The organism is Streptomyces sp. CBMA156 (genome assembly GCF_014596515.1).
GTDB lineage: Bacteria > Actinomycetota > Actinomycetes > Streptomycetales > Streptomycetaceae > Kitasatospora.
Map to the genome: position 1 here is coordinate 1 of NZ_MSJQ01000350.1, position 24,467 is coordinate 24,467.

General features: G+C 71.9%; 20 protein-coding genes, 1 rRNA gene and 1 riboswitch. Of the genes, 15 read left to right on the forward strand and 6 right to left on the reverse strand.

What is annotated here, in order from left to right:
• The first annotated feature begins 7 nt into the window (after positions 1-7).
• The 12 genes from rrf (at position 8) to BU198_RS30265 (ending at position 12,037) form a co-directional block, all read left to right on the forward strand.
• A 5S ribosomal RNA gene (gene rrf, locus BU198_RS30210) occupies positions 8-124 on the forward strand.
• Positions 125-222: 98 nt separating this feature from the next.
• Positions 223-843, forward strand: a complete 621-nt coding sequence (locus BU198_RS30215; protein WP_188300045.1) for a CDP-alcohol phosphatidyltransferase family protein — start codon at positions 223-225, stop codon at positions 841-843.
• Between the two features lie 124 nt (positions 844-967).
• Positions 968-3,463 (forward strand): mannose-1-phosphate guanyltransferase, encoded by a 2,496-nt coding sequence (locus BU198_RS30220; RefSeq protein ID WP_188300046.1) that lies wholly within the window; start codon positions 968-970, stop codon positions 3,461-3,463.
• A gap of 199 nt (positions 3,464-3,662) precedes the next feature.
• Positions 3,663-4,730, forward strand: coding sequence for a DUF881 domain-containing protein (locus BU198_RS30225; protein WP_223245146.1), 1,068 nt, complete (start codon positions 3,663-3,665; stop codon positions 4,728-4,730).
• Positions 4,727-5,059: a small basic family protein gene (locus BU198_RS30230; protein ID WP_030062488.1), complete on the forward strand. Its 333-nt coding sequence runs from the start codon at positions 4,727-4,729 to the stop codon at positions 5,057-5,059. The genes BU198_RS30225 and BU198_RS30230 overlap by 4 nt, the downstream gene beginning before the upstream one ends.
• A 280-nt stretch (positions 5,060-5,339) precedes the next feature.
• Positions 5,340-6,221 (forward strand): DUF881 domain-containing protein, encoded by an 882-nt coding sequence (locus tag BU198_RS30235; protein ID WP_188300075.1) that lies wholly within the window; start codon positions 5,340-5,342, stop codon positions 6,219-6,221.
• Positions 6,222-6,510: 289 nt separating this feature from the next.
• A complete protein-coding gene (locus tag BU198_RS30240) occupies positions 6,511-7,398 on the forward strand; it encodes an FHA domain-containing protein (protein WP_188300047.1) in 888 nt (295 codons plus the stop codon).
• A gap of 179 nt (positions 7,399-7,577) precedes the next feature.
• The gene (locus BU198_RS30245) at positions 7,578-8,270 is read left to right on the forward strand and encodes a MerR family transcriptional regulator (RefSeq protein WP_188300076.1); all 693 of its coding nucleotides are present in this window, start codon (positions 7,578-7,580) and stop codon (positions 8,268-8,270) included.
• A 97-nt stretch (positions 8,271-8,367) separates the two neighbouring features.
• Positions 8,368-8,844: a bifunctional nuclease family protein gene (locus tag BU198_RS30250; RefSeq protein WP_030303568.1), complete on the forward strand. Its 477-nt coding sequence runs from the start codon at positions 8,368-8,370 to the stop codon at positions 8,842-8,844.
• A 224-nt stretch (positions 8,845-9,068) separates the two neighbouring features.
• Positions 9,069-9,713 carry a MerR family transcriptional regulator gene (locus BU198_RS30255; RefSeq protein ID WP_188300048.1) on the forward strand — a complete coding sequence of 215 codons (645 nt, stop codon included), beginning with the start codon at positions 9,069-9,071 and terminating at the stop codon, positions 9,711-9,713.
• 100 nt (positions 9,714-9,813) lie between these two features.
• Entirely contained in the window at positions 9,814-10,530 is a 717-nt protein-coding gene (locus BU198_RS30260) for an ElyC/SanA/YdcF family protein (protein ID WP_188300077.1), read from the forward strand.
• Between the two features lie 70 nt (positions 10,531-10,600).
• A complete protein-coding gene (locus BU198_RS30265) occupies positions 10,601-12,037 on the forward strand; it encodes a DNA polymerase IV (RefSeq protein WP_188300049.1) in 1,437 nt (478 codons plus the stop codon).
• Between the two features lie 143 nt (positions 12,038-12,180).
• Here BU198_RS30265 and BU198_RS30270 read toward each other — a convergent pair whose 3' ends face one another.
• Entirely contained in the window at positions 12,181-13,677 is a 1,497-nt protein-coding gene (locus BU198_RS30270; protein ID WP_188300050.1) for an MFS transporter, read from the reverse strand.
• 158 nt (positions 13,678-13,835) lie between these two features.
• Positions 13,836-15,002 (reverse strand): PRC and DUF2382 domain-containing protein, encoded by a 1,167-nt coding sequence (locus BU198_RS44000; RefSeq protein ID WP_188300051.1) that lies wholly within the window; start codon positions 15,000-15,002, stop codon positions 13,836-13,838.
• A 223-nt stretch (positions 15,003-15,225) separates the two neighbouring features.
• Positions 15,226-15,329, forward strand: a riboswitch (glycine riboswitch).
• A gap of 237 nt (positions 15,330-15,566) precedes the next feature.
• On the opposite strand from BU198_RS44000, the gene gcvP reads away from it, so the two are divergent.
• Positions 15,567-18,467, forward strand: a complete 2,901-nt coding sequence (gene gcvP / locus BU198_RS30280) for an aminomethyl-transferring glycine dehydrogenase (protein WP_188300052.1) — start codon at positions 15,567-15,569, stop codon at positions 18,465-18,467.
• A gap of 122 nt (positions 18,468-18,589) precedes the next feature.
• Here gcvP and BU198_RS30285 read toward each other — a convergent pair whose 3' ends face one another.
• Both BU198_RS30285 and BU198_RS30290 read right to left on the reverse strand, forming a co-directional pair.
• The gene (locus tag BU198_RS30285; protein WP_188300053.1) at positions 18,590-18,781 is read right to left on the reverse strand and encodes a DUF5999 family protein; all 192 of its coding nucleotides are present in this window, start codon (positions 18,779-18,781) and stop codon (positions 18,590-18,592) included.
• Positions 18,782-19,194: 413 nt separating this feature from the next.
• Positions 19,195-19,767 (reverse strand): hypothetical protein, encoded by a 573-nt coding sequence (locus BU198_RS30290; RefSeq protein ID WP_188300054.1) that lies wholly within the window; start codon positions 19,765-19,767, stop codon positions 19,195-19,197.
• 392 nt (positions 19,768-20,159) lie between these two features.
• Here BU198_RS30290 and BU198_RS30295 point away from each other — a divergent pair, with 392 nt between their 5' ends.
• Both BU198_RS30295 and BU198_RS30300 read left to right on the forward strand, forming a co-directional pair.
• Positions 20,160-21,665, forward strand: coding sequence for a glutamate--cysteine ligase (locus BU198_RS30295; RefSeq protein ID WP_188300055.1), 1,506 nt, complete (start codon positions 20,160-20,162; stop codon positions 21,663-21,665).
• Positions 21,666-21,760: 95 nt separating this feature from the next.
• On the forward strand, positions 21,761-22,549 hold the full coding sequence (locus BU198_RS30300) for a CPBP family intramembrane glutamic endopeptidase (RefSeq protein WP_188300056.1): 789 nt from the start codon (positions 21,761-21,763) through the stop codon (positions 22,547-22,549).
• On the opposite strand, the gene BU198_RS30305 is transcribed toward BU198_RS30300, so the two are convergent.
• On the reverse strand, positions 22,527-23,054 hold the full coding sequence (locus BU198_RS30305) for an HAD domain-containing protein (protein ID WP_188300057.1): 528 nt from the start codon (positions 23,052-23,054) through the stop codon (positions 22,527-22,529). The two genes, BU198_RS30300 and BU198_RS30305, sit on opposite strands and share 23 nt — an antisense overlap.
• Positions 23,055-23,154: 100 nt before the next feature.
• Positions 23,155-24,426, reverse strand: coding sequence for an MFS transporter (locus BU198_RS30310; RefSeq protein WP_317620381.1), 1,272 nt, complete (start codon positions 24,424-24,426; stop codon positions 23,155-23,157).
• Positions 24,427-24,467 lie beyond the last annotated feature (41 nt).

Here is a 24,467-nt window from a genome sequence, read left to right on the forward strand (position 1 = left end):
ATAGTGTTTCGGTGGTCATAGCGTGAGGGAAACGCCCGGTTACATTCCGAACCCGGAAGCTAAGCCTTACAGCGCCGATGGTACTGCAGGGGGGACCCTGTGGGAGAGTAGGACGCCGCCGAACAATCATTCGAGAGAAACCCCCGCCGGGTGAACCGGTCGGGGGTTTCTCTGTTGTAGGGTCAATGTGCATTGTCGTCACACGGGACAGGAGGCCCCCGGGTGGAGGTCCAGGAGACGCGGGTCCAGACCGATCGCGTCCTCACCATCCCCAACATGCTGAGCATGGGCCGACTGGTCGGTGTTCCGCTCTTTCTCTGGCTCATCCTGTGGCCGGTCTTCGACGGGCCCAACAATGACGGTTGGGCACTGTTGATCCTGGCGCTGAGCGGGGTCAGCGACTACCTGGACGGAAAGCTCGCCCGGCGGTGGGGGCAGATCAGCCGGGTGGGGCAGTTGCTCGATCCGCTGGCCGACCGGCTCTATGTGCTGTCCACGCTGGTCGGATTGACCTGGCGTGAGATTCTGCCGTGGTGGCTCACCGCGATCCTGTTGGCCCGTGAGGTATTCATCGCGGCACTGCTGCCGATTCTGAACCGGCACGGTTACGGCCCGCTCCAGGTGAGTTTCCTGGGGAAGGCCGCGACCTTCAATCTGATGTACGCGTTTCCGCTTCTGCTGCTCGGCAGCGTGGACAACTGGATCGCCCGGCCGGCCGAGGTCGTGAGCTGGGCCTTCATCTGGTGGGGCACGACGCTGTACTGGTGGGCCGCGATTCTCTACGCGGTTCAGGCGAGGCGGATCGTCCGGGCGAGCAGGGCCGGCACGGCGTCCACAGTCTGAGACGTGATCTGAGAGAAGCCCCACGCCTCATCGGTGCGTCGGACGATACCTTCCGGGTAGAGAACCCTCTGGAACGGTTTGATGGACCTGCTGGTCCACCACCGCGAAGGAGGACGCACCCGTAATGAAAGCCGTTGTAATGGCAGGGGGCGAGGGCACCCGACTCCGCCCGATGACCTCCAGCATGCCGAAGCCGCTGCTTCCGGTCGCCAATAGGCCGATCATGGAGCACGTGCTTCGGCTGCTGAAGCGGCACGGCCTCTCCGACACCGTCGTCACCGTGCAGTTTCTGGCGTCACTGGTCAAGAACTATTTCGGTGACGGCGAAGAGCTGGGCATGCATCTGACCTATGCCCACGAGGAGACGCCACTGGGCACTGCGGGGAGTGTCAAGAACGCCGAGGACGCGCTCAAGGACGATTCCTTTCTGGTGATCTCCGGTGACGCGCTGACCGACTTCGATCTCTCGGAATTGATCGACTTTCACCGAAGCAAGAACGCTCTGGTCACCGTCTGTCTCACGAGGGTGCCGAATCCACTGGAGTTCGGCATCACGATCACGGACGACGAGGGGAGGGTCGAGCGCTTCCTGGAGAAGCCGACCTGGGGGCAGGTCTTCTCCGACACGGTGAACACCGGTATCTACGTGATGGAGCCCGAGGTCTTCGACTACGTCGCGGCGGGTGAGTCCGTCGACTGGTCGAGTGACGTCTTCCCGCAGCTGCTGAAGGAGGGCAAGCGGGTCTACGGCTACGTCGCCGAGGGCTACTGGGAGGACGTGGGCACCCACGAGAGCTACGGCAAGGCCCAGGCGGACGTCCTGGAGGGCAAGGTCGACGTCGAGCTCGACGGGTTCGAGATCTCGCCGGGCGTCTGGGTCGCCGAGGGCGCCGAGGTGGACCCCGAGGCGGTGCTCCGCGGGCCGCTGTACATCGGGGACTACGCCAAGGTCGAGGCCGGCGTGGAGATCCGCGAGCACACCGTGCTGGGCAGCAACGTGGTCGTCAAGCGCGGCGCGTTCCTGCACAAGGCGGTGGTGCACGACAACGTGTACGTCGGGCCGCAGAGCAATCTGCGGGGCTGCGTGGTCGGCAAGAACACCGACGTGATGCGGGCCGCGCGGATCGAGGACGGCGCGGTGATCGGCGACGAGTGCCTGGTCGGCGAGGAGTCGATCATCGGCGCGAACGTCCGGGTCTACCCGTTCAAGACCATCGAGGCCGGCGCCGTCGTCAACACCTCGGTGATCTGGGAGTCGCGCGGCCAGGAGCACCTGTTCGGGGTGCGGGGGGTCTCGGGCATCCTGAACGTCGAGATCACCCCGGAGCTGGCCGTCCGGCTCGCGGGAGCGTACGCGACGACGTTGAAGAAGGGCGCCACCGTCACCATTGCGCGTGACCACTCGCGTGGTGCGCGTGCACTCAAACGGGCGATGATCTCGGGGCTCCAGACCTCCGCGATCGACGTCCGGGACCTGGAGAACGTGCCGATGCCGGTGGCCCGGCAGCACACGGCGCGGGGGAGCGCGGGCGGGATCTTCCTGAGGACCACGCCCGGGGTGCCGGACTCGCTGGACATCCTCTTCTTCGACGAGCGCGGGGCGGATCTCTCGCAGGCCGGCCAGCGCAAGCTGGACCGGGTCTACGCACGCCAGGAGTACCGGCGGGCCTTCCCCGGCGAGATCGGGGACCTGACCTTCCCGTCCAGCGTCTTCGACTCCTACGCGGGCAACCTGCTGCGAACGGTGGACACCACCGGGGTACGGGAGGCCGGGCTGAAGGTGGTCGTGGACACCGCGCACGGCAGTGCGGGCCTCGTCCTTCCGAGCATCCTCGGCCGACTCGGGGTCGAGGCGCTCACCGTCTCCAGCGGGCTGGACGAGGCCAGGCCGACCGAGGACGCCGAGGTGCGGCGGGCCGGTCTGGCCAGGCTGGGCGAGCTGGTGGCCTCCTCGCGGGCGGCCTTCGGCGTGCGCTTCGACCCGGTGGGCGAGCGCGTCGCGTTCGTCGACGAGCTGGGCCGGGTGATCGACGACGACCGGGCGCTGCTGGTGCTGCTGGACCTGGTCGCGGCCGAGCGGCGCAGCGGGCAGGTGGCGCTGCCGGTGACCACGACGCGGATCGCCGAGCAGGTCGCCGCGTACCACGGCACCCAGGTGATCTGGACGACGACGACGCCGGACGACCTCGCGAAGGCGGCCTCCGCCGAGGGCACGGTGTTCGGCGGGGACGGGCGCGGCGGCTTCGTGGTGCCCGAGTTCAGCGGGGTGCTGGACGGCGCCGCGGCCTTCGTCCGGCTGGTCGGCCTGGTGGCGAGGACCCAGCTCACGCTGAGCCAGATCGACGCGCGGATTCCGCAGGCGCACATCCGGCGCCGGGACATCGCGACGCCGTGGGCGGCCAAGGGCATGGTCATGCGTTCGGTGGTGGAGGCGGCAGGCAGCCGTCGGCTGGACACCACCGACGGCGTCCGGGTGGTCGAGGCGGACGGGCGCTGGACGCTGGTGCTGCCCGACCCGGCCGAGGCGGTCACCCACCTGTGGGCGGAGGGCCCCGACGACGAGGCCACCGAGGCGCTGCTGGACGAGTGGGCGGCCGTGGTCGACGGCGCGGGGCGGTGACGGCCAGGGCGTGAGCCCGGTGCGGACCTGAGCCCCGGACGACGACCCCGAACGGCGGGGCGCGCGGTGTGATCCGCGCGCCCCGCCGTCCGTTTTCACATCATTCGGAAGGGTCCGTCACTTTCCGTCATGTGTGCAGCGTGTGTGCAGCTCAGGGGCCGTGCACGGGCCCCTGCGGCGACATGGGACGATGGTCTCCATGCCAGCGACGCCGACACCGAGTGCCCCGAACGGACGGTACAACCGCCCGGACGCCTCGATGTCCCTGCTGACCGGCGTGATGGACCACAGCCTGGACGAGGGCTACGCGGAGGCGGCCGCCGCGCGCGGCGGTGCCCGCGACAGCCGGATACCCGGCACCCTGTCGGGCCTGCTCACGCTGGGCGCCGGGTTGGCGCTTGTCGGATCGGTGGTGACGGTGGGCGCGGTGAACGCGCACAAGGCCGAGCCGACGCTGGCCAAGGAGCGGGACGCGCTGATCCACCGGATCAACGACAGCAACACCTCGGCCGACCACTTGCAGAAGCAGGTGCAGGAGCTGCGGCTCAAGGTCGACAGCACGCAGCAGCAGGCGCTCGCCTCGGGGCCCGGTGATCCCGGCGGGGTGACCGGTGCCGTCGGCCTCGGTGAGGTCACCGGACCGGGGGTGAAGCTGGTCCTGGAGGACGCCGCGGGCACGGGCGCCGGCGGCAACGTCGACCCGCGGGCCGGGCAGGGCTTCTCCAGCAGCGGCCGGCTGCGGGACCGCGATCTGCAACTGGTGGTGAACGGCCTCTGGGGATCCGGGGCCGAGGCGATCGCGATCAACGGACAGCGGCTGACCGCGCTGTCCGCGATCCGGGCCGCGGGCGAGGCGGTGCTGGTGGACAACCGGCCGCTGGTGCCGCCGTACAACATCCAGGCGATCGGGGACGGCTCGAAGCTCCTCACCGCCTTCCAGAAGGACATGGCCGGGGAGTACCTGCGGCTGCTCCAGGAGCAGTACGGCATCAAGTCGACGCTCTCCGTGCAGAAGAACCTGACGCTGCCGGCGGCGGTGGGGGTGACGCTGCGGACCGCGCAGCCGGTGACGCCCGAGCCCTCGCCCACCGCGACCCCGGCCGCCCCGAGTGGCACGCCGCCGGGTGGCACCGGAACCCCGGAGGGCTCCGGCGCGTCGCTCTCACCGTCGGCCCCGCCTTCCGCATCCACCTCGCCGACCACCAAGCGACGACCGTCGACCGGACCCACCAAGACCACGCCAGGGACAGGAGCAGCCAGACCGTGATTGCCGTACTGGGTCTTGTGATCGGGGTGGTCGTCGGCCTCTTCGTCCAACCCGAGGTGCCGGACGCCGTCGTGCCCTACCTGCCGATCGCGGTGGTGGCGGCGCTGGACGCCGTGTTCGGCGGCGTCCGGGCGATGCTCGACGGGATCTTCAACGACAAGGTGTTCATCGTCTCGTTCCTGTCGAACGTGGTGGTCGCGGCACTGATCGTGTTCCTCGGTGACCAGCTGGGCGTCGGCTCGCAGCTCTCCACGGGCGTGGTCGTCGTCCTCGGCATCCGCATCTTCTCCAACGCGGCCGCGATCCGGCGCCATGTCTTCCGCGCCTGATCCGGGCCGCGAGGCGGCGGAGGAGAAGCAGGAGCCCGCGGGAGCCGGAAAGGCCGCTGGGAAGCCGGACGAGAAGCCTCCCGCGAAGCCCGCCGAGGGGCCTGCCGAGCAGGAAACCGAGAAGCCCGTCGAGGAGCCCGAGCCCGCGGCGGACGGGGCATCCGGGCCGCGGGACGCGACGGCCGCCGCCGAGGCTGCCGAGCCGGTCGGGGAGCCCGTCGGGGCGCAGGACGTGCCGGAACCGAAGTCTGACGCTAAGGCTGAGCTTGAGGGCGGTCCGGTGTCCGAGCCGACGCTGCGGCTCACGAAGGCGGTCGAGCCGGCGCCGGAACCTGAGCCCGCACCTGCGGTCGAGCCCGAAGCGGTGCCCGAGCCCGAAGCGGTGCCCGAGCCCGAAGCAGCGGAAGCCGCCGAGCAGCCGCCCGCCGTGGACCGGAGCGCCGGTCGGCGGCGGCTGAAGGCGGCGCTCTGGCCGCCGCGGCTGTCGCGCGGGCAGCTGGTGGTGGCGCTGCTGCTGTTCTCGCTCGGCCTGGGGCTGGCGATCCAGGTGCGGTCGACCAACGACCACCACAGTCAGCTGCGCGGGGCGCGCCAGGAGGACCTGGTGCGGATCCTCGATGAACTGGACAGCCGTCAGCAACGTCTCCAGCAGGAGAAGGCGGAGCTGGAGCAGTCCCTGGCGAAGTTGGAGAACAGCTCCAACCAGGCCAAGGAGGCGCAGGAGCAGACCAGGAAGAAGGCGACGGAGCTGGGCGTGCTCGCCGGCACCGTCAAAGCCACTGGTCCCGGCATCGTACTCACGGTCGATGATCCCCAAGGGCAGGTGAAGGCAGATATGCTGCTGGACACCCTGCAAGAACTTCGAGCGGCGGGGGCGGAGGCGATTCAGATCAACGATGTGCGCGTGGTGGTCAACACCTACTTCACCGACCTGTCGGCCGGTGGGGTGCAGATCGACGGGAAGAAGGTCTCGCAGCCCTACCGGTTCACGGTCGTGGGGAACCCGCAGGATCTGACACCCGCGCTGAACATCCCGGGAGGTGTCGTCCGCACGCTGGAGAGCCACCAGGCGCGGGCGACGATCGCCCAGCAGCAGAAGGTGGTCGTGGACGCCCTCGTGGACCCGAAGTCGCCGCAGTACGCCAAGCCGGCTTCGAAGTGACGGGGCGCCCGACGAACGGCCCGTCAAGGGCGGGCGGCACCCGCTGCGGGGCGTCGCCGTCACATGGGCGAGACTGGTTCGCACCGGTACGCTCCGGAGCAACAACCGCAGGACCGGCGGCCGCAGGACTGGCAGCCGCAGCACCAACAGCCGCAGCACCAACAACCGCAGCACCACCGGCCGGAGTGCCACTCCGGCGGGTCCGAGCCGCAATGACCGGGCTCGCAGCATGTCCGAGGTTCTCACCCTGCCCCGCGGGCGGGTCTGTCACACGCAAGGGGATTCGCCCGTGAGTTTCTTCTCGAAGTTGTTCGGTCGCAACAAGGGCCGCGACGCGGCCGCCGTCGAGGCGCCGACCGCTCGCCACCGCCGTCCGGAGGACGAGCCCGCCGTGCCCGGCATGCGACCCGCCCCCGAGTCCGGCCCGTACGCCGGGCAGCAGCTGTACCGGGACGGCGGCGCCGCCCAGTACGTGGGGAATCCGGCGGGCTACGGCGCGTCGGTTGACCCTTCCGGCGAGCCGCGCATAGGTTTCCCGTCAGGACCCTCAACCTCTGGTGGAGGGTTTGCTCCGGACCCGTACGCCGGGCACAACCCGTCGGGTGTGCCGCGCCAGGAGGCTGTGAACATGGCTGGCCCCACTCCGTGCCCCAGGTGCGGCAACCGGAACCCGGCCGCGGCCCGGTTCTGCTCCAACTGCGGTACGGCGCTGCGCGGCGGCCTGCTCCCGGAGGGGGCGGCGGAGACCACGTCGACCATCTCCATCTCCGGCCTGGAGTCGTACGATCCGAGCGCCACGACCGGCACCAGTACCGGCGCCACGCCGGCGCTGTCGGCCGAGGTGCTGTCGGCGATCGACGCGCTGCCGCCGGGCTCGGCCCTGCTGATCGTGCAGCGCGGTCCGAACTCGGGCAGCCGCTTCCTGCTGGACTCGGACGTCACCACGGCGGGACGTCACCCGCAGGGTGACATCTTCCTGGACGACGTCACGGTCTCGCGCCGCCACGTGGAGTTCCGCCGCACCCAGGCCGGCTTCAGCGTCGCGGACGTGGGCAGCCTCAACGGCACCTACGTGAACCGGGAGCGGATCGACGAGGTGTCGCTGAACAACGGCGACGAGGTGCAGATCGGGAAGTACCGGCTGGTGTTCTTCGCCGGCCACAACCGGGGGTACTGAAAACGACGCAGGCAGGAGCCCGAGTGAACACGAATACCCCTTCCTCTTCTCTCGGGGCGGCCACCCCAGCCCCGTCCGGTCCGCAGGCGGACCGCGGCGGTCGCGGGGTGGTCGCGGGCCCGCGGCAGCCGCTCAGGCCGGAGCGGCCGGCCGGGCGCCGGCGCGGCGGTGACGAACTGCTGAGCATCGGCGCGGTGCTGGCCTTCCTGCGCGACGACTTCCCCGAGGTCACCATCTCCAAGATCCGCTTCCTGGAGGCGGAGGGGCTGGTCGAGCCACAGCGGACGCCCTCGGGGTACCGCAAGTTCAGCCCGGCCGACGTCGAGCGGCTGGCCTACGTCCTGCGCATGCAGCGGGACCACTACCTCCCGCTGCGGGTGATCCGTGAGCACCTGGACGCCATCGAGCGCGGTGAGAGCCCGCCCGCGCTGCCCCCCGCCGAGGCCAGGCCCGGGCCGCTGGAGGAGGCGGACCGGGAGCTGGTGGCTTCGGGCGAGGTGCCGTCCGGGGTCCGGCTGGGGCGCGCCGAGCTGCTGGCGGCGGCCGAGGCCGGGGAGCGGGAACTCGGCGAGTGGGAGGCCTACGGGCTGGTCGTCCCGGGCGCGGACGGTGGGTACGACGGCGAGGCGCTCCAGGTGGCCAGGCTGGTCGCGGAGCTCGGCCGGTACGGGCTGGAGCCCCGGCACCTGCGGGCCATGAAGGCGGCGGCGGACCGCGAGATCGCGCTGGTGGAACAGGTGGTGGCACCGTTGCGCCGGCACCGGAACCCGCAGACCAGGGCCCACGCGGAGGCCACCGCGCGGGAGCTGGCGACGCTGTCCGTACGGCTGCACGCGGCGATGGTCCAGGCCGGTCTGCGGACCCGCGGGTAGCGGTCGTGACCGGCTCGCGGTGCCGGGTGCACCGCGCTGACCAGCGGCGTCGGCCCTGCGCTTTCATATCCGGGAGCGGAGCCATAGGGTTGCCTGTGTGAATGAGCTCGACGTCGTGGGTGTCCGAGTGGAGATGCCTTCCAACCAGCCGATCGTGCTGCTTCGGGAGGTCGGGGGAGATCGCTACCTGCCGATCTGGATCGGCCCCGGCGAGGCGACCGCGATCGCCTTCGCCCAGCAGGGCATGACGCCGGTGCGCCCGCTGACGCACGACCTGTTCAAGGACGTCCTGGAGGCGCTCGGCCAGCAGCTCACCGAGGTCCGGATCACCGACCTGCGGGAGGGTGTGTTCTACGCCGAGCTGGTGTTCGCCGGCGGGGTCGAGGTGAGCGCCAGGCCGTCCGACGCCATAGCGCTGGCACTGCGCACCGGCACGCCGATCTACGGGAGCGAGGAGGTGCTCGCCGAGGCGGGCATCGCGATCCCGGACGAGCAGGAGGACGAGGTCGAGAAGTTCCGCGAGTTCCTCGACCAGGTGTCGCCCGAGGACTTCGGGGGCAGCGGTCCGCAGTAGCGGGGACCGTCCGATCGGCTATTTGGCCTGCCCGTTTTGCCAAAAATCAGCCACCTACCCACACTAGGGGCACGAAAAACCACTCTCCTGAGTGATGTGGTTTGTCTGACCCGGCGTGGCGATCGTTGACGGGTCATAGGGGACTGCCTACCGTCAGGAGTGGCTGTCCGGGGAGCCGATGCCCGCAGTCGGGTTGCCCGCAGCACGAGTGGACGGAGGCAGGCATGAGCAGCACCGGCGATGACGCGGCCGTGGGAGGCCGGTGCGCCGTGCACATGCCGCGCACCGCTCGCACCGTCACGGATCTGCCCCGGGTGGGCAGGTTCCCGGCCGTACAACCGGGCCAGCCCGCGATCGAGCGGCTGGCCCCGACATCCGAACTGCTCGGCTTCCGCGGCCCGACGGCCTGTGCGGCGGCCGGCATCACCTACCGCCAGCTGGACTACTGGGCCCGTACCGGACTGCTGGAGCCCAGCGTCCGTACGGCCTACCCGTCGACCAGCCAGCGGCTGTACAGCTTCCGCGACATCCTGCTGCTGAAGATCGTGAAGCGGCTGCTCGACGCGGGCGTCTCGTTGCAGAACATCCGGGTGGCCGTCGCCCACCTCCAGGCCGCCGACCCGGCGGCCCTGGCCGGGATGACGCTGCTCTGCGACGGCGCGACGGTGTACGAGTGCTCCACGCCGCAGCAGGTGGTGGACCTGCTGAAGGGCGGTCAGGGGGTCTTCGGCATCGCGGTGGGAGCGGTCTGGCGGGAGCTGGAACTCACCCTCGGGCGGCTGCACGCCGAGCGCACCGACACGGGCGAGACGCTGGTCGGGCACGACCCGGGTGACGAGCTGGCACAGCGCCGCAACCGGGCGGTCTGACGAGGCGTTCGACGGGGCCGCGGGCCCGGGCGGGGAACCGTTCGGGCCCGCGGCCCCGTCGTGTTGCCTGATTGACGTGATCGAGGGAGGGTACGTGGGGATCGGCACCGGGATATCGGGGTTGCTCCGGCGCAGGGCCGGGCTGCTGGGGGCACGGCTGCGTGGGCGGCGGACGCAGCGCAGGGTGTTCCAGGCCGGGACGGTGCTCTGCTCGCTGGCGCTGGCACCGAGCGCCTGGGTGTGGTTCTCCGCCGGGGACCGGGTGGGCACGGTGGAGAGCGCGCCGCCCGCGCCGGTCGCGGTGGTCTTCGGCGCCGGGCTGGACCAGGGCAGGCCCTCGCCGTACCTGGAGCACCGGCTGGTCGCGGCGCTGGACCTGTACCGGGAGGGGAAGGTGCAGGCGATCCTGGTGACCGGGGACAACGGGCGGGCCGCTTACTCCGAGCCCGACGCGATGTACACCTACCTGACCCGGCACGGGGTGCCCGAGGACCGGGTGGTCCGGGACTACGCGGGCTTCGACACCTGGGACTCCTGCACCAGGGCGCGCCGTATCTTCGGGGTGGACCACGCGGTGCTGGTGAGCCAGGACTTCCACGTCCGCCGGGCGTTGGCGCTGTGCGAGGCGGCGGGCATCCGCTCGTACGCGGTCGGGGTACCGGAGCTGCACGACGCGACCTGGCTGTACGGCGGGCTGCGGGAGGTCGCCGGGGCGGGCAAGGCGGCGGCCAACGCCTGGCTGCGGCCGGACCCGGTGTTCCTCGGGCCCGAGGAGGACGGCATCCCGAAGGCGCTGGCGGAGGCCGCGAGGAAGTAGCGCCGGGGCGGCCGGCGGGCGTCCGGCCGGGTTCGTACGCACTGTCGGACCCGTACGCGATGATCGGCGGGTGCGATCTCTGCCGAGCATCATCCACCTCGACATGGACGCCTTCTTCGCGGCGGTGGAGCAGGCGGCCAAGCCGAGCCTGCGCGGCAAGCCGGTGGTCGTCGGTGGGCTCGGCGGGCGCGGGGTGGTCTCCACGGCCTCGTACGAGGCACGGAAGTTCGGGGTGCACTCGGCGATGCCGATGGCGCAGGCCCGCAGGCTCTGCCCCAACGCGGCCTACCTGTCGGGGCGGTTCGAGGCCTACCGGCAGAACAGCGAGATCGTGATGGGGCTGCTGCGGCAGCTGTCCCCGCTGGTGCAGCCGCTCAGCCTGGACGAGGCCTTCGTGGACCTGGAGGCCGGTCCGTACGGCCCGGCGCTGCTGGAGGCGGACCACGGGACCGGCGAGCGGCTGGTGCTCGCGCTGGCGGAGGACCTGCGGGCGGACATCGAGCGGCTGACCGGGCTGACCGGCTCGGTCGGTGCGGCCGGTTCCAAGCTGATGGCCAAGATCGCCTCCGAACAGGCCAAGCCGGACGGGCTGGTCATGGTCGAGCCCGGGCAGGAGCGGGCCGTGCTCGGCCCGATGCAGGTGCGGGCGCTGCCGGGGATCGGCCCGGCCACCGAGCAGGTGTTGCGCCGGGCCGGGCTGAACACGGTGGCCGACCTCGCGGAGGCGGGGGAGGCGGAGCTGGTGCAGCTGGTCGGGCGGGCGCACGGCGCCGGGATCTTCCAGATGTCCATGGGGCTGGACGACCGGCCGGTGATCGCGGACCAGGACGCCAAGTCCGTGTCGGTGGAGGACACCTACGAGGTGGACCTGGCCGACCGGGACCGGGTGCTGCGCGAGGTGGAGGCGCTGGCCGGCCGGTGCGTGCGGCGGCTGCGGGCGGCCGCGCGCTCGGGGCGGACGGTGGTGCTCAAGGTCCGGCGCTTCGACTTCTCGACGCTGACCCGTTCGGAGACGCTCGGCGGGCCCACCGACGACGAGGCGGTGATCACCGCGACCGCACGCAGGCTGGCCGAGCAGGTGGACATCACCGGCGGGGTCCGGCTGCTCGGCGTGGGGGTCACCCAACTCGCCGACTACACCCAGGAGGACCTGTTCGCCCAGGCGCTGCGGGAGGAGGCCGCGGAGCAGGCGGAGGCGGTGGCCGGGACGGAGCAGGCCGAGGAGGAGCCGGAGGCCGTCGTGGTGCGGCGCTGGATGCCGGGACAGGACGTCCGGCACGAGGAGTTCGGGCCGGGGTGGGTACAGGGCAGCGGCGTCGGGAGGGTCACCGTACGGTTCGAGACGCCGTGGAGCGGGCCGGGGCGGGTGCGGACCTTCGCGGTGGACGACCCGGCACTCGAACCGTCCGGGGCGCTGCCGTTGCGCCGGAGCGAGGGCGGGGGCGGGGACGAGGACGGTCCGGCGGTGGAGGACGGCGGGGTCGATCGGCCGGACCGCGGGCACTGAGACGCGAAAGCGGCCCCACCCGGTGGGGGAGTACCGGGTGAGGCCGCATCACCGTGCCGGTCCCCGTACGTTCGTGATGCCCTCACGGTGTACGGAGGCCGGGCCCCGCGCCCTGTCCCTGAGCACGGGGGCCGGACGCCTCGTCAGGCGTCGGTCTTGACCAGCTCGGGGCTGGAGTCCTGCGTGGCCGAGCCGCCGACGACGGTCGGGGCGGCGGCCGACTTGACGCCGCGGATCAGGAACGGGACGACGCCGGCGACGATGCAGACGACGGCCGCGGTCCAGAACGCGTGCTTGTAGGCGTCCAGGGTCGGGAAGGAGAACGGGATCTGCGGCGGCAGCTTCATGGTGTCGCCGGTCAGGATGGCGGCCATGACGGCGGTGCCGATCGCGCCGCCGACGGTGCGCAGCACGGCGTTCATGCCGTTGGCGATGCCGCTCTGCTCGGCCGGGACGGCGCCGTTGATGTAGGCGGGCATCGCGGAGAACGCGAGGCCGATGCCGAGGCCGAAGATCGCCGAGGCGGTGTAGATGTCGGCCTCGTGGCTGTGGCGCACGGCCAGGTAGGCCATCGCGACGGCGCCGAGGACGCCACCGAGGACCAGCGGCAGGCGCGGGCCGCGGCGGCCGATCAGCAGGGCGCCGAGCGGGGCGGCAACCATCGAGCCGAGGGCGGACGGCAGCAGCATGATGCCGGCGTGCAGCACGGTGGCGGTGAAGCCGTAGTGGGTCAGCTTCTCCGGGGTCTGGGCGAAGTTGCTGATGACCATGAAGGAGCCGTACATGCCGAAGCCGATGAGCAGGCCGGCCAGGTTGGTGAACGCGACGGCCGGGCGGGACATCATCTTCATGTCCACCAGCGGGTGCGCGACCTTGGTCTCGATGATCCCCCAGACCAGGGCGACCACGGCGGCGACGGCGAACAGGCCGAGGGTCTTGGTGGAGGTCCAGCCCCAGTGGTTGCCCTGGCTGACCGCGACCAGCAGGGCGGAGAGCCAGCCGGCCAGAGCGAGGGCGCCCAGCGGGTCGGCGCCGCCCTCCTTGTCGGTGACCGGGTCGGACGGGACGCGGAAGGCGACCAGGGCGACCGCAAGCAGGCCGAAGAGCAGGCCCATCCAGAAGATCGACTTGTAGCTCCAGTGCTCCAGCAGCAGGCCGGTGGCGACCAGGCCGAGGCCGGAGCCGACGCCCATCGAGGCGCTGATGGCGGCGACGCCGCCGGTCACCTTCTGCTTGGGCAGCTCGTCACGGACGATGCTGATCGCCAGCGGCAGGACGCCACCGCCGGCGCCCTGGAGGACACGGGCGACGACCAACCAGGTGAAGGAGTGGGTGCTGACCGCCAGGGCCGAACCGGCGACCAGGCCGGCCAGCGAGATCAGCAGCATCGGCTTGCGGCCCCGGAGGTCGCCGAAGCGGCCCAGCAGGGGAGTCAGCACGGCTGCGGAGAGCAGGTTGGCGGTCATCAGCCAGGTGATGCTGGACGCCGAGACGTCCAGTTCCTTGGCCAGCGAGGGCAGGATCGGGACGACCGCGGTCTGCACCACGCTGAACGACAGCATCGCCAGGATGAGGGCCGGCAGGACCCGGGCGCTGCTCTGCTTCTCGGCCGCGGTGGTGGGCTGTGGTGCCTCACTCACGGTTGCTTCCTCCCGTACATAGTGAATGAACTGAAGTAACTTTGCAGTGGATACTTCAGAGTGTCAAATATCGACTGGTTAAGACTTGGCAAAGCCGAAGGGTCGGGTACGCGACAAGGGCCCCGGACGGTTGTCCGGGGCCCTTGTCGCGGGTGTGGTCAGACGAGTGGCCGCAGTGAGGCCGGGCGCGGCGAGTCGGGGGACGGGGTGCTGCGGGACGAGGCGTCGGGGGGTGGCGAGGCGGAGGCGGGGGTGGTGGTGTCGTGGACCTCGACCTGCTCGCGGCGGAGTTCGTCCCGGATCACCTCCTCGGTCGTGTAGCGCTCGACGACCAGGCGGACCCGCTCGATGGGGGCGAGGAACTTGCGGACCACCGGGTGTTCCTCACGGAGGGTGACCTCCTCGACGGCCTCGGCGATGTCCTTCTCGGTGAGGGTGGCGCGTTCGGCGTCGCTGACCGGCGTCCGTTCGACCCGGACGCGCTCGCGGACCACCGGCACGCGGCGCTCGACCTGTTCGGTCGTCACGTACTTGCGCAGCTTCGCGGTGCCCAGGGTGCGCCACTCGGTGGTGATCTCCAGTCGCTCCTCGCGGCAGGTGATCTCGACCGGGCCGCTGAGGGCGGTCGAGGCGGGGCCGGTGCTCGTGACGTTCGTGGTGTTGGCGGTGCTCGTGGCTGCCGCCGCCGGGGCGGGCGTGGGAGCGGGCTGCGACTGGTGCTTCGGCTCCGCGGTGGGTGCGGCAGGTGCGGGGGAGGTGCCGGCTGCGGGTGCGGGGGTGCTGAGGGTCCGCATGTCGTCCTCCGGGGCGGTCCTGGCGGTGTCCGCGGCGGTGGACGCGAACGGGATGACGGCCGGCTTGGCCGGGGCGGGCTCGGGCGGGCGCTCGGCGGTGTGGAAGGTGAGCGACTTGGCCGGGGCCGCCGCGGCCGTCGTGGCGGCGGCGGTGGTGCCGAACTCCAGGTCGGGCTGCTTGGGGCGGCTCCCGTTCTCGCCGTTCGGGCGGCCGTCCACCGGTGTGTCCAGCCCGTAGTAGCGGTAGAGCTGGAGCTCCTGGGCGGGCGACAGGTGCTGGCCGACGCCGAAGTCCGGCGACTCCTTCACCAGTGACTTGTCGTACGGCACCCGGAGTTCGTCGCCGGCGAACTCGCTCGTGGTCAGCGGGACGAAGGCGTCCCGGCCGAAGATGCCGGTCCGGACCGCGGCCCACTCGGGCCGTCCGGTCGCGTCGTCCAGGTAGACCTCGTCGACCGTGCCGATCTTGTCTCCGTTGCGGTCGACGGCCTTGTGACCGATGAGGTCCCGGGGGTCGATGTCGGTCTGCACTCATGCCTCCAGTGCGCTGAGCCTGCGGAACTCCCGCAGGAAGGCGGCCGGAGCACCCGTTCCGTCCGCCACTTCACACCAAAAGCCATGAATCGGACGGACGCGACCGGGGTGCGCCGGACGGGCTGCGCGCTGGACCGTCCGGGGGACGCGCGTAGACCTCAAGCGACCCGACGCACCCGTGATCGGGAGGTCTCCCGCTGGTACCCTGGGCGGCGACCGCAGAGCCCGCTCGGGAGAGTCTCCGACCGCGAAAACCGCTGGTCGGAGCGCCGAAGGAGCAACTCCTCCCCGGAATCTCTCAGGCATCCGTACCGTGTGGGGTAGGTCACTCTGGAAAGCAGGGCAGGACCGTCGGCATGGGAGCCGGCGATCACCACCCTCACCGACGGTGCAAGCCGGCGGGGCGCCCACAGCGCACCGTGCGGGTGAAGCTCTCAGGTCCCGATGACAGAGGGGGAGGCCTTTCGGGTCGCCCGCCCAGGCTGAGCCGCTGTCCGCAGCGGCGAAGGCCGGCCGGCGTGCGCACCCCCGCCGGTCCGTGACCAGGAGGCCTCGACCACCATGAACGCCCAGCCGAACGCGGGACGCCCCACCGGCGCCTCGACCCTCACCGAGCTTGAGCTGGCCAGCCCCTTCGAGAACCGCCACATCGGCCCCGACGCCGCCGCGCAGGAGAAGATGCTGGCGTCCGTCGGCTACGGCTCGCTGGACGAGCTCGCCGCCACCGCGGTGCCCGAGGCGATCCGCTCCATCACCGCCCTCGACCTGCCCGCGGGCCGGACCGAGGCCCAGGTCCTCGCCGAGCTGCGCGAGCTGGCCGGCCACAACCAGGTGCTCCAGCCGATGATCGGCCTGGGCTACTACGGCACCTTCACCCCGCCGGTGATCCTGCGCAACGTCATGGAGAACCCGGCCTGGTACACCGCGTACACCCCGTACCAGCCGGAGATCTCGCAGGGCCGCCTGGAGGCGCTGCTCAACTTCCAGACCCTGGTCTCCGACCTGACCGGCCTGCCGACCTCCGGCTCCTCGCTGCTGGACGAGGGCACCGCGGCCGCCGAGGCGATGGCGCTGGCCCGCCGCGTCACCAAGGTCAAGGGCGGCGTCTTCCTGGTCGACGCCGAGACCCTGCCGCAGACCGCCGCGGTGATCAACACCCGCGCCGTGCCGACCGGTGTCGAGGTCGTCGTCGCGGACCTGTCCGAGGGCATCCCGGCCGAGATCGCCGAGCGCGGCGTCTTCGGCGTGCTGCTCCAGTACCCCGGCGCCACCGGTGTGGTCCGCGACCTCGCCCCGGTGATCGAGCAGGCGCACGGCCTGGGCGCGATCGTCGCCGTTGCCGCCGACCTGCTCGCGCTGACCCTGCTCAAGTCCCCGGGTGCGCTGGGCGCCGACATCGCGTGCGGCACCTCGCAGCGCTTCGGCGTGCCGATGGGCTTCGGCGGCCCGCACGCCGGCTACCTGTCGGTGCGCGCCGAGTACGCCCGCTCGCTGCCCGGCCGCCTGGTCGGCGTCTCCGTCGACGCCGACGGCAACCGCGCCTACCGCCTGGCGCTGCAGACCCGCGAGCAGCACATCCGCCGCGAGAAGGCCACCAGCAACATCTGCACCGCCCAGGTGCTGCTCGCCGTGATGGCCTCCATGTACGCCGTCTACCACGGCCCTGACGGCCTGGCCGACATCGCCCGCCGCACCCACCGCTACGCCGCCGCCCTCGCCGAGGGCCTGCGGGCCGGCAGCGTGGAGCTGCTGCACGGCGAGTTCTTCGACACCGTCACCGCCGTCGTCCCGGGCCGCGCCGCCGAGATCGCCGCCGCCGCCCGCGCCAACGGCATCAACGTCCACCAGGACGGCGCGGACCGGATCTCCGTCTCCACCGACGAGACCACCACCCGCGAGCACCTGGCCGGCGTCTGGGCCGCGTTCGGCGTCCCCGCCGTCGAGGTCGCCGAGGCCGCCGGGGCGCTGCCCGCCGCGCTGCTGCGCGAGGACGAGTACCTGACCCACCCGGTCTTCCACAGCCACCGCTCGGAGACCGCCATGCTGCGCTACCTGCGCCGCCTGTCGGACCGGGACTACGCGCTGGACCGCGGCATGATCCCGCTGGGCTCCTGCACCATGAAGCTCAACGCGACCACCGAGATGGAGGCGGTGACCTGGCCGGAGTTCGGCCAGCTGCACCCCTTCGCGCCGATCGACCAGGCCCAGGGCTACCTGACCCTGATCCGCCAGCTGGAGCAGCAGCTGGTCGAGGTGACCGGCTACGACGCCGTCTCGATCCAGCCGAACGCGGGCTCCCAGGGCGAGCTGGCCGGCCTGCTGGCCGTGCGCGCCTACCACCACGCCAACGGCGACACCCAGCGTGACGTCTGCCTGATCCCGTCCTCGGCGCACGGCACCAACGCGGCCTCCGCGGTGATGGCCGGCATGCGCGTGGTCGTGGTGAAGACCCTGGTCGACGGCGACGTGGACGTCGAGGACCTGAAGGCCAAGATCGAGCAGCACCGCGACAGCCTCGCCGTGCTGATGGTCACCTACCCGTCCACCCACGGCGTGTACGAGACCCAGATCACCGACATCTGCGCCCTGGTGCACGAGGCCGGCGGCCAGGTGTACGTGGACGGCGCCAACCTGAACGCCCTGGTCGGCCTCGCCAAGCCGGGCAAGTTCGGCGCGGACGTCTCGCACCTGAACCTGCACAAGACCTTCTGCATCCCGCACGGCGGCGGCGGCCCGGGCGTCGGCCCGGTCGCGGTGCGCGCCCACCTGGCGCCGTACCTGCCGAACCACCCGCTCCAGGCGGAGGCGGGCCCGGCCACCGGCGTGGGCCCGATCTCGGCCGCGCCGTGGGGCTCGGCGGCCATCCTGCCGATCTCCTGGGCGTACGTCCGGCTGATGGGCGGCGAGGGCCTCAAGCACGCCACCCAGGTCGCGGTGCTGAACGCCAACTACATCGCCAAGCGCCTGGCGCCGCACTTCCCGGTGCTCTACACCGGCCCCGGCGGCCTGGTCGCGCACGAGTGCATCATCGACCTGCGCCCGCTGACCAAGGAGACGGGCGTGACGGTGGACGACATCGCCAAGCGCCTGATCGACTACGGCTTCCACGCGCCGACGATGTCGTTCCCGGTGGCCGGCACGCTGATGATCGAGCCGACCGAGTCCGAGGACCTGCACGAGATCGACCGGTTCTGCGACGCGATGATCACCATCCGGGCCGAGGTCGACAAGGTCGGCTCGGGCGAGTGGCCGGCCGAGGACAACCCGCTGCGCAACGCCCCGCACACCGCCGCCACGCTGGCCGGCGACTGGGCGCACGGCTACTCGCGGCAGGAGGCGGTCTTCCCGGCGGGCGTGAACCCGGCGGACAAGTACTGGCCGCCGGTGAGCCGGATCGACGGCGCGTACGGCGACCGCAACCTGGTCTGCTCCTGCCCGCCCATGGACGAGTACGGCGTCTGACCGGACCGGACCCGAGGAGGTCCTGCTCGGACCGGCAGGGCCCCGGCGGAGTTTCCGCCGGGGCCCTGCCCGTTGCGCTCGTTCGTCGGCGGCTGCCCCCGCCGTACGGTCCGACCGGGTGGTCAGGCCGCGTGGGCGACGGGGCGGCGCGGGGCGATCACCCGGCCGTCGGGCAGCAGTTCTCCGGTGTCCTCGAAGAGGACGACGCCGTTGCAGAGCAGGCTCCAGCCCTGCTCCGGGTGGCGGGCCACCGACGCGGCCGCCTCACGGTCCTCGGACTCGGCCGACGGGCACTCAGGACGGTGCTGGCACATACGCGTACCCTCGCTTCGCTTCGCGATCCTCCCCGTGATGCGGTCGCCGGAGGTCGGGCCGTCCGGAGCCGCCGCGGTAGTCGGATCCTGTCCGCACACCGGCCAAGTGTGGACCGGCGCTCAAGTGGGTAGGACAGGGGGTCCTTCCACGCTGGTTCCCAGTGTCGGCATCTACGGACCCGCGCGCAGGGATTTCGTGACATGCGCCACAACTCCCGGGCATAGATCACCCGTTCAGGTGGGACAGCGGGGAAATGGCGCACCAGTGGGTCAGTCGGGACATGGCCCGTTGGGGCCATGGCGGATGGCTCGTCCGGGTGGGTGCCGTTCGGGTGAGGAAAGCGGGGGCGGGTGCGCGGGCACGGCTGAGGGCCGCCGGGCGGGTGGGCCCGGCGGCCGGTGGGGTCGCCGGGTCAGGAGGAGCCGAGCAGCAGCGGCCTGGCGAGCGGGGCGCGGGCGAGCAGCGGCAGCAGTTCGGCGGCCGGGCAGGCGCGGTGCGCGGTGACGCCGAGCGGGGCCGGGGCCAGCGGGATCAGCAGGTCGGCGGCCGGATCGGTGTCGGGGCTGTGCAGCCAGAGCGCCGTGGCGTACTGGCCGGGGAAGGTCAGCAGCCGGGGCTGCCGGCGGGTCCTGGAGCCCTGGGCGAGCTGCCAGGCCTCGCGCAGGGCGCGGACCGTCGAGTCGAGGTAGGGGCCGGCGGTGAAGTGGGAGAAGGTGTGACCCTCGGCGCCCTGCACCACCTCGGCGGCGGCGGCGACCTCGGTGCCGTCCTTGATCAGGAAGCGCCAGCCGGTGCGGCGGGCGGCCGGGAGCTCCGGGCGCGGGCCGTTCAGGACGTACACCGCGAGCGGGTGGGCGGGGAGCAGTGGGCCGTTCGGACGGAGCAGTGCTGCGGCGGCGGGCTGGCGCAGCGCGGTCTCCGAGTCGAGCGCGCCCAGGACGGCGCGCAGGGCGCTCGGTGGGGGCTGGGGGGTTTGCAGGGTCATGGCGGGGTCCGCCTCTCCAAGCGAGATCGGCGTGCGAGTGCGGCATACCGGCATGGCGCGGCGACGCGTCCACGGTGACGGGCCTGGCCGTGTCCGGTTGTGCAGGATCGCGGTGCCGGCGCGGTCGCCGCCGTCGACGAGGCTCCGGGGCTCCGGAGCTTCGGGGCAAAGGCGGACCGGCCGGAGGCTGGCGAAATTCGAACAGATGCGCAGGGTGACCTGTTTATCACAGGCAGTGGCGTCGGGCAAGTCCACAGTTCTACTGATTCTCCGTCAGATGCCTTGCAATGCAAGCCAGTAGGCGCATTCGGGTATCGATCTTCGGGGCGGGCATCATGCTTGCACGGTCGGTCGACCGGGTGCTCGACGGGGTGGCTCTGGAGGAGGGGACCGTGGGCGAGAAGGTCGTGGCGACTCGGGCGGAACTGGCGGACCGGCAGCTGTACCGGCGCAAGCTCCAGACCTGCCTCGAAGCGCTCGGACGGATGCTCCAGGAGGACCGCTTCGACCGGCCGCGGGCGGTGATGGGCCTGGAGATCGAGCTCAACCTGGCCGACGAGCAGGGCCTGCCGGCCATGAACAACGCCCAGGTGCTGAGCGCGATCGGCTCCAGCGACTTCCAGACCGAGCTGGGAAAGTTCAACATCGAGGTCAACATCACCCCGCACCGGCTCTGCGGACACGTCTTCGAGGAACTGCGCGAGGAGATCGACACCGGGCTGCGCTACGCCGACCGGCGGGCGGCCGAGGCGGGCACCAGGATCGTCATGGTGGGCATCCTGCCGACCCTGGAACACGCCCACACCGGCCTGGACGCGATGAGCCACAACCAGCGGTACAGCCTGCTCAGCGACCAGATCCTGGCCGCCCGCGGGGAGGACATCGCGCTGGACATCGAAGGAGTCGAGCACCTCCAGCTGGAGTCGATCACCATGGTGGCCGAGGCCGCCGCGACCTCGCTCCAGCTGCACCTCCAGGTGACCCCGGAACGGTTCTCCTCGGTGTGGAACGCGGCCCAGGCGCTCTGCGGGCCGCAGCTCGCGCTCGGCGCCAACTCGCCGTTCCTGTTCGGGCGGGAGCTGTGGCGGGAGACCCGTCCGGTGCTCTTCCAGCAGGCCTGTGACACCCGTACGGCGGAGCTCAAGGCGCAGGGGGTGCGCCCGATCACCTGGTTCGGCGAGCGCTGGGTGGACTCGGCGTACGACCTGTTCGAGGAGAACCTGCGGTACTTCCCCGCGCTGCTGCCGATCTGCGACGACGAGGACCCGATGAAGGTGCTGTCCTCGGGCGGTGCGCCCAGGCTCGCCGAGATGCGGCTGCACAACGGCACCATCTACCGCTGGAACCGCCCGGTGTACGACGTCGCGGGCGGGACCGCGCACCTGCGGGTGGAGAACCGGGCGCTGCCGGCCGGGCCGACGGTGGCCGACACCCTGGCCAACGCCGCCTTCTACTACGGGCTGGTGCGGGTGCTCGCCGAGCAGCCCAGGCCGGTCTGGACCCGGCTGCCGTTCGAGCGGGCCGACGAGAACTTCCGGCAGGGCGCCCGGTACGGCATCGACGCGGTGTTCCAGTGGCCCCGCCAGGGGCGGGCCGGCCGCGGCGGCGGGCTGCAGACGGTGTCCGCCGTCGACCTGGTGCTGAACGAGTTGCTGCCGATGGCCCACCAGGGCCTCGACGAGTGGGGTGTGGAGCCCGCGGACCGGGACCGCTACCTGGGCATCATCGAGCAGCGCTGCCTGCGCCGCACCAACGGCGCGACCTGGCAGGCCGCGACCTTCCACCGGCTGCGCGAGCAGTACGGGATGGACCGGCCGGCCGCGCTCGCGGCGATGACCAGGCGCTACGCCGAGCACATGCGCGGCGGCGAGCCGGTGCACACCTGGCCGGTGGGCTGAGGCCTCCCCGCCGGAGCGCTCCGGCGGCTGTGTCAGGATGATCGCTCCGGCGGTCGGCCGACGGCCGGAGCGACCGCCCGTCCGCTGGAGCCCCCGTGACCACCGTCCCGACCGCGCCGGAGACCGCGAAGCCCACCCCTCGGCTGCTCGGCGCGGAGCTGCTGATCGTCCTGGGCCTCTCCCTCGGGGCGAGCGGGATCAGTGCGCTGATCAGCTTCACCGGCTCGCTCACCGAACCGCTCAAGCTCGGCCAGCAGGTCGCCACGCTGAACGGCTCGCGGGCACCGGGGCGGCCCTGGCTGGACCTGGTGTGGCAGCTGTACTACATCGGGCGCGGGCTGATGCCGGTGGTGCTGGTCGGCTACCTGCTGGTGCGCGAGGGCGTGGCGCTGCGGGTGCTGGGCTTCGACCTCTGGCAGAAGCTGCGCGACCTGGGCCGGGGCGCCGCCGTCGCGGCCGCCATCGGCGGGTCGGGGCTGGCGCTCTACCTGGCCTCGCAGGCGGCCGGGTACAACCTGACGGTGGCGCCGTCCGGGCTGCCGGACGTGTGGTGGCGGGTGCCGGTGCTGCTGTTGTCGGCCTGGCAGAACGCCGTCCTGGAGGAGGTCGTCGTCCTCGGCTACCTGCTGCGCCGGGTGCGGCAGCTGGGGTGGTCCTGGCCGGCGGCGGTGGCGGCGAGTTCGGTGCTGCGCGGCTCGTACCACCTGTACCAGGGGGTCGGCGGGCTGGTCGGCAACATGGTGATGGGCGTGGTGTTCTGCCTGCTCTACCGGCGCTGGGGGCGGGTGATGCCGCTGGTGGTGGCGCACGCGCTGATCGACACGGTGGCCTTCGTCGGGTACGCCCTGCTGGCCGGGCACGTCAGCTGGCTGCCGACCCCTTGACCGACAGCGCCTGGCCGCGCGGCGGGCGGGCGAGCAGCCGGTCGACGTGCCGGCGCTCCAGGCCCTGGCCGGGGTCGACGGGCAGCAGCAGGCGGTCCCGGCGCAACTGGGAGCGGCGGACCAGCCGCGGCGGGATGACGTCGTCCACCCAGGCGAACGGGCGCCCCTCGGCGTAGCGCAGCAGCGGGGCCCACTTGGCGGCGGAGAAGAGCTCCATCAGCGGGACGCGCGGGTCGCCCGGCTGGGGGACGTAGCCGGTGAAGGTGACCACGGGGAGCGGGTCCAGGCCGATCGCCGGGGCGATGTGGGTGTTCGCGTGGGCCTCCCAGGTGGTCGCCCACACCAGGTCGTACGTGCCGGCGAGTTCGCGCAGCCAGGCGCCGTGCCGGGCGGAGAGCAGGACGGTGTAGCCGAACATGGTGTGGGCGTCGAACCCGGCGTCCGGATGCGGGCAGACCGGGTTCAGGACGCCGTCGACGTCCAGGAACAGCAGTGGCTTCGGCACCGGTGGCCCCCAGAGACGGTGGTGTTTCCTGACTGTTCGGACGCCCCGCGCGCACCTCCGGTTGCTCACGGAGATGGGCGCACGCGGGGCGCACAGGGGCTCACGGCGCTGGCGCGGGCTCGCTGACGGGCACCGGTGCGTCCGTCGTGCTCCGACGGCTCAACCGGCGGACCTGCGGTTCCAGCAGGACGACCGCGCTGAGCACCAGGCAGATGACGGCGCACGCCCAGAGCGCGCCGGACAGGCCGAGCGCCACCGCGGCGGGCCCGGCCAGCGCGGTGCCGACCGGGGCCAGCGAGTAGGAGCCGAGTTCGTCGTAGGCGCTGACCCGGGAGAACATCTCCTCGGGTATCTCCTGCTGGAGCGCGACCATCCAGTTGACGCCGAAGACGGTGACGCCGACGCCGGACAGGAACATCGCGACGACCAGCAGCGGCAGCGGCACCTCGGCGGCGAGGGCGAGGGCGGGCACGCCGAACAGGAAGACCCCCCAGTTGCCGACCAGCAGGATCCGGCGGGGCCGCCAGCGGGTCATCAGCACGCCGGTGGCCACCAGCCCGACGCCGTAGGCGGACATCGCCAGGCCCCAGGCGCCCGGGCCGCCGAGCCGCTCCTTGGCGGCGGTCGGCCCGTACACCGACTCGACCGCGTTGATGCAGGCGACCAGGACGGAGAACTGGAGCACGATCACCCAGAGCCAGCGGCGGGAGGCGAACTCCCGCCAGCCCTCGCGCAGATCGCGCAGCATGCCGCCGCCGGAGGGCACCGGGTCCTTCTCCGGCTCCAGGAAGTAGCGGAGCGCGGCGGCGGCCAGGAAGCAGAGGGCGTCCAGGGCGAGCACCCAGCCGGGGCCGACGGCGGCGGTGAGCGCGCCGCCGAGGGCCGCGCCGCCGATCTGGGAGGCGTTGAGGCCCATCCGGAAGACCGCGAAGGCGCGGGCGGCGTGCTCCTTGGGGACGGCCTGCATGATCATGCCGCCGGAGGCGGGCGAGTACAGGGCGTAGCCGGCCCCGCCGGCCGCGGAGAGCACCATCATCTGCCAGAACCGGACGTCCCCGGTCAGCACCAGGGCGGCCAGGACGGCCTGGGAGACGCCGCTGAACACGTTGGCGGCGACCATGATCAGGTGGCGCGGCAGCCGGTCGGCGAGGGTGCCGCCGACCACCATGAGCAGCACGGTGGGCACCAGCCGGGCGGCGGTGACGTAGCCGACCTCGGTGGTGGTGCCGCCGGTGCCGAGCACGGCGAAGGCGGTGGCGATGGGGGCTCCGGCGTTGCCCAGGCCGCTGATCACGGTGGCGGCGGTCTGGATGCGGAAGTTGCGGCTCGCCCAGGCGAAACGGCGGGGGGAGGAGGGTGGGGTGGTCGGCACCCGGTGACTATGCCGAAGGGTCGTACGGCTGTCCATACGGT

Bases quoted from the DNA above. Each gene is read 5' to 3' on its own strand.
- BU198_RS30220 (WP_188300046.1), top strand. From the start codon at position 968: ATGAAAGCCGTTGTAATGGCAGGGGGCGAGGGCACCCGACTCCGCCCG.
- BU198_RS30225 (WP_223245146.1), top strand. From the start codon at position 3,663: ATGCCAGCGACGCCGACACCGAGTGCCCCGAACGGACGGTACAACCGC.
- BU198_RS30255 (WP_188300048.1), top strand. From the start codon at position 9,069: ATGAGCAGCACCGGCGATGACGCGGCCGTGGGAGGCCGGTGCGCCGTG.
- gcvP (WP_188300052.1), top strand. From the start codon at position 15,567: ATGAACGCCCAGCCGAACGCGGGACGCCCCACCGGCGCCTCGACCCTC.
- BU198_RS30285 (WP_188300053.1), bottom strand. From the start codon at position 18,781: ATGTGCCAGCACCGTCCTGAGTGCCCGTCGGCCGAGTCCGAGGACCGT.
- BU198_RS30290 (WP_188300054.1), bottom strand. From the start codon at position 19,767: ATGACCCTGCAAACCCCCCAGCCCCCACCGAGCGCCCTGCGCGCCGTC.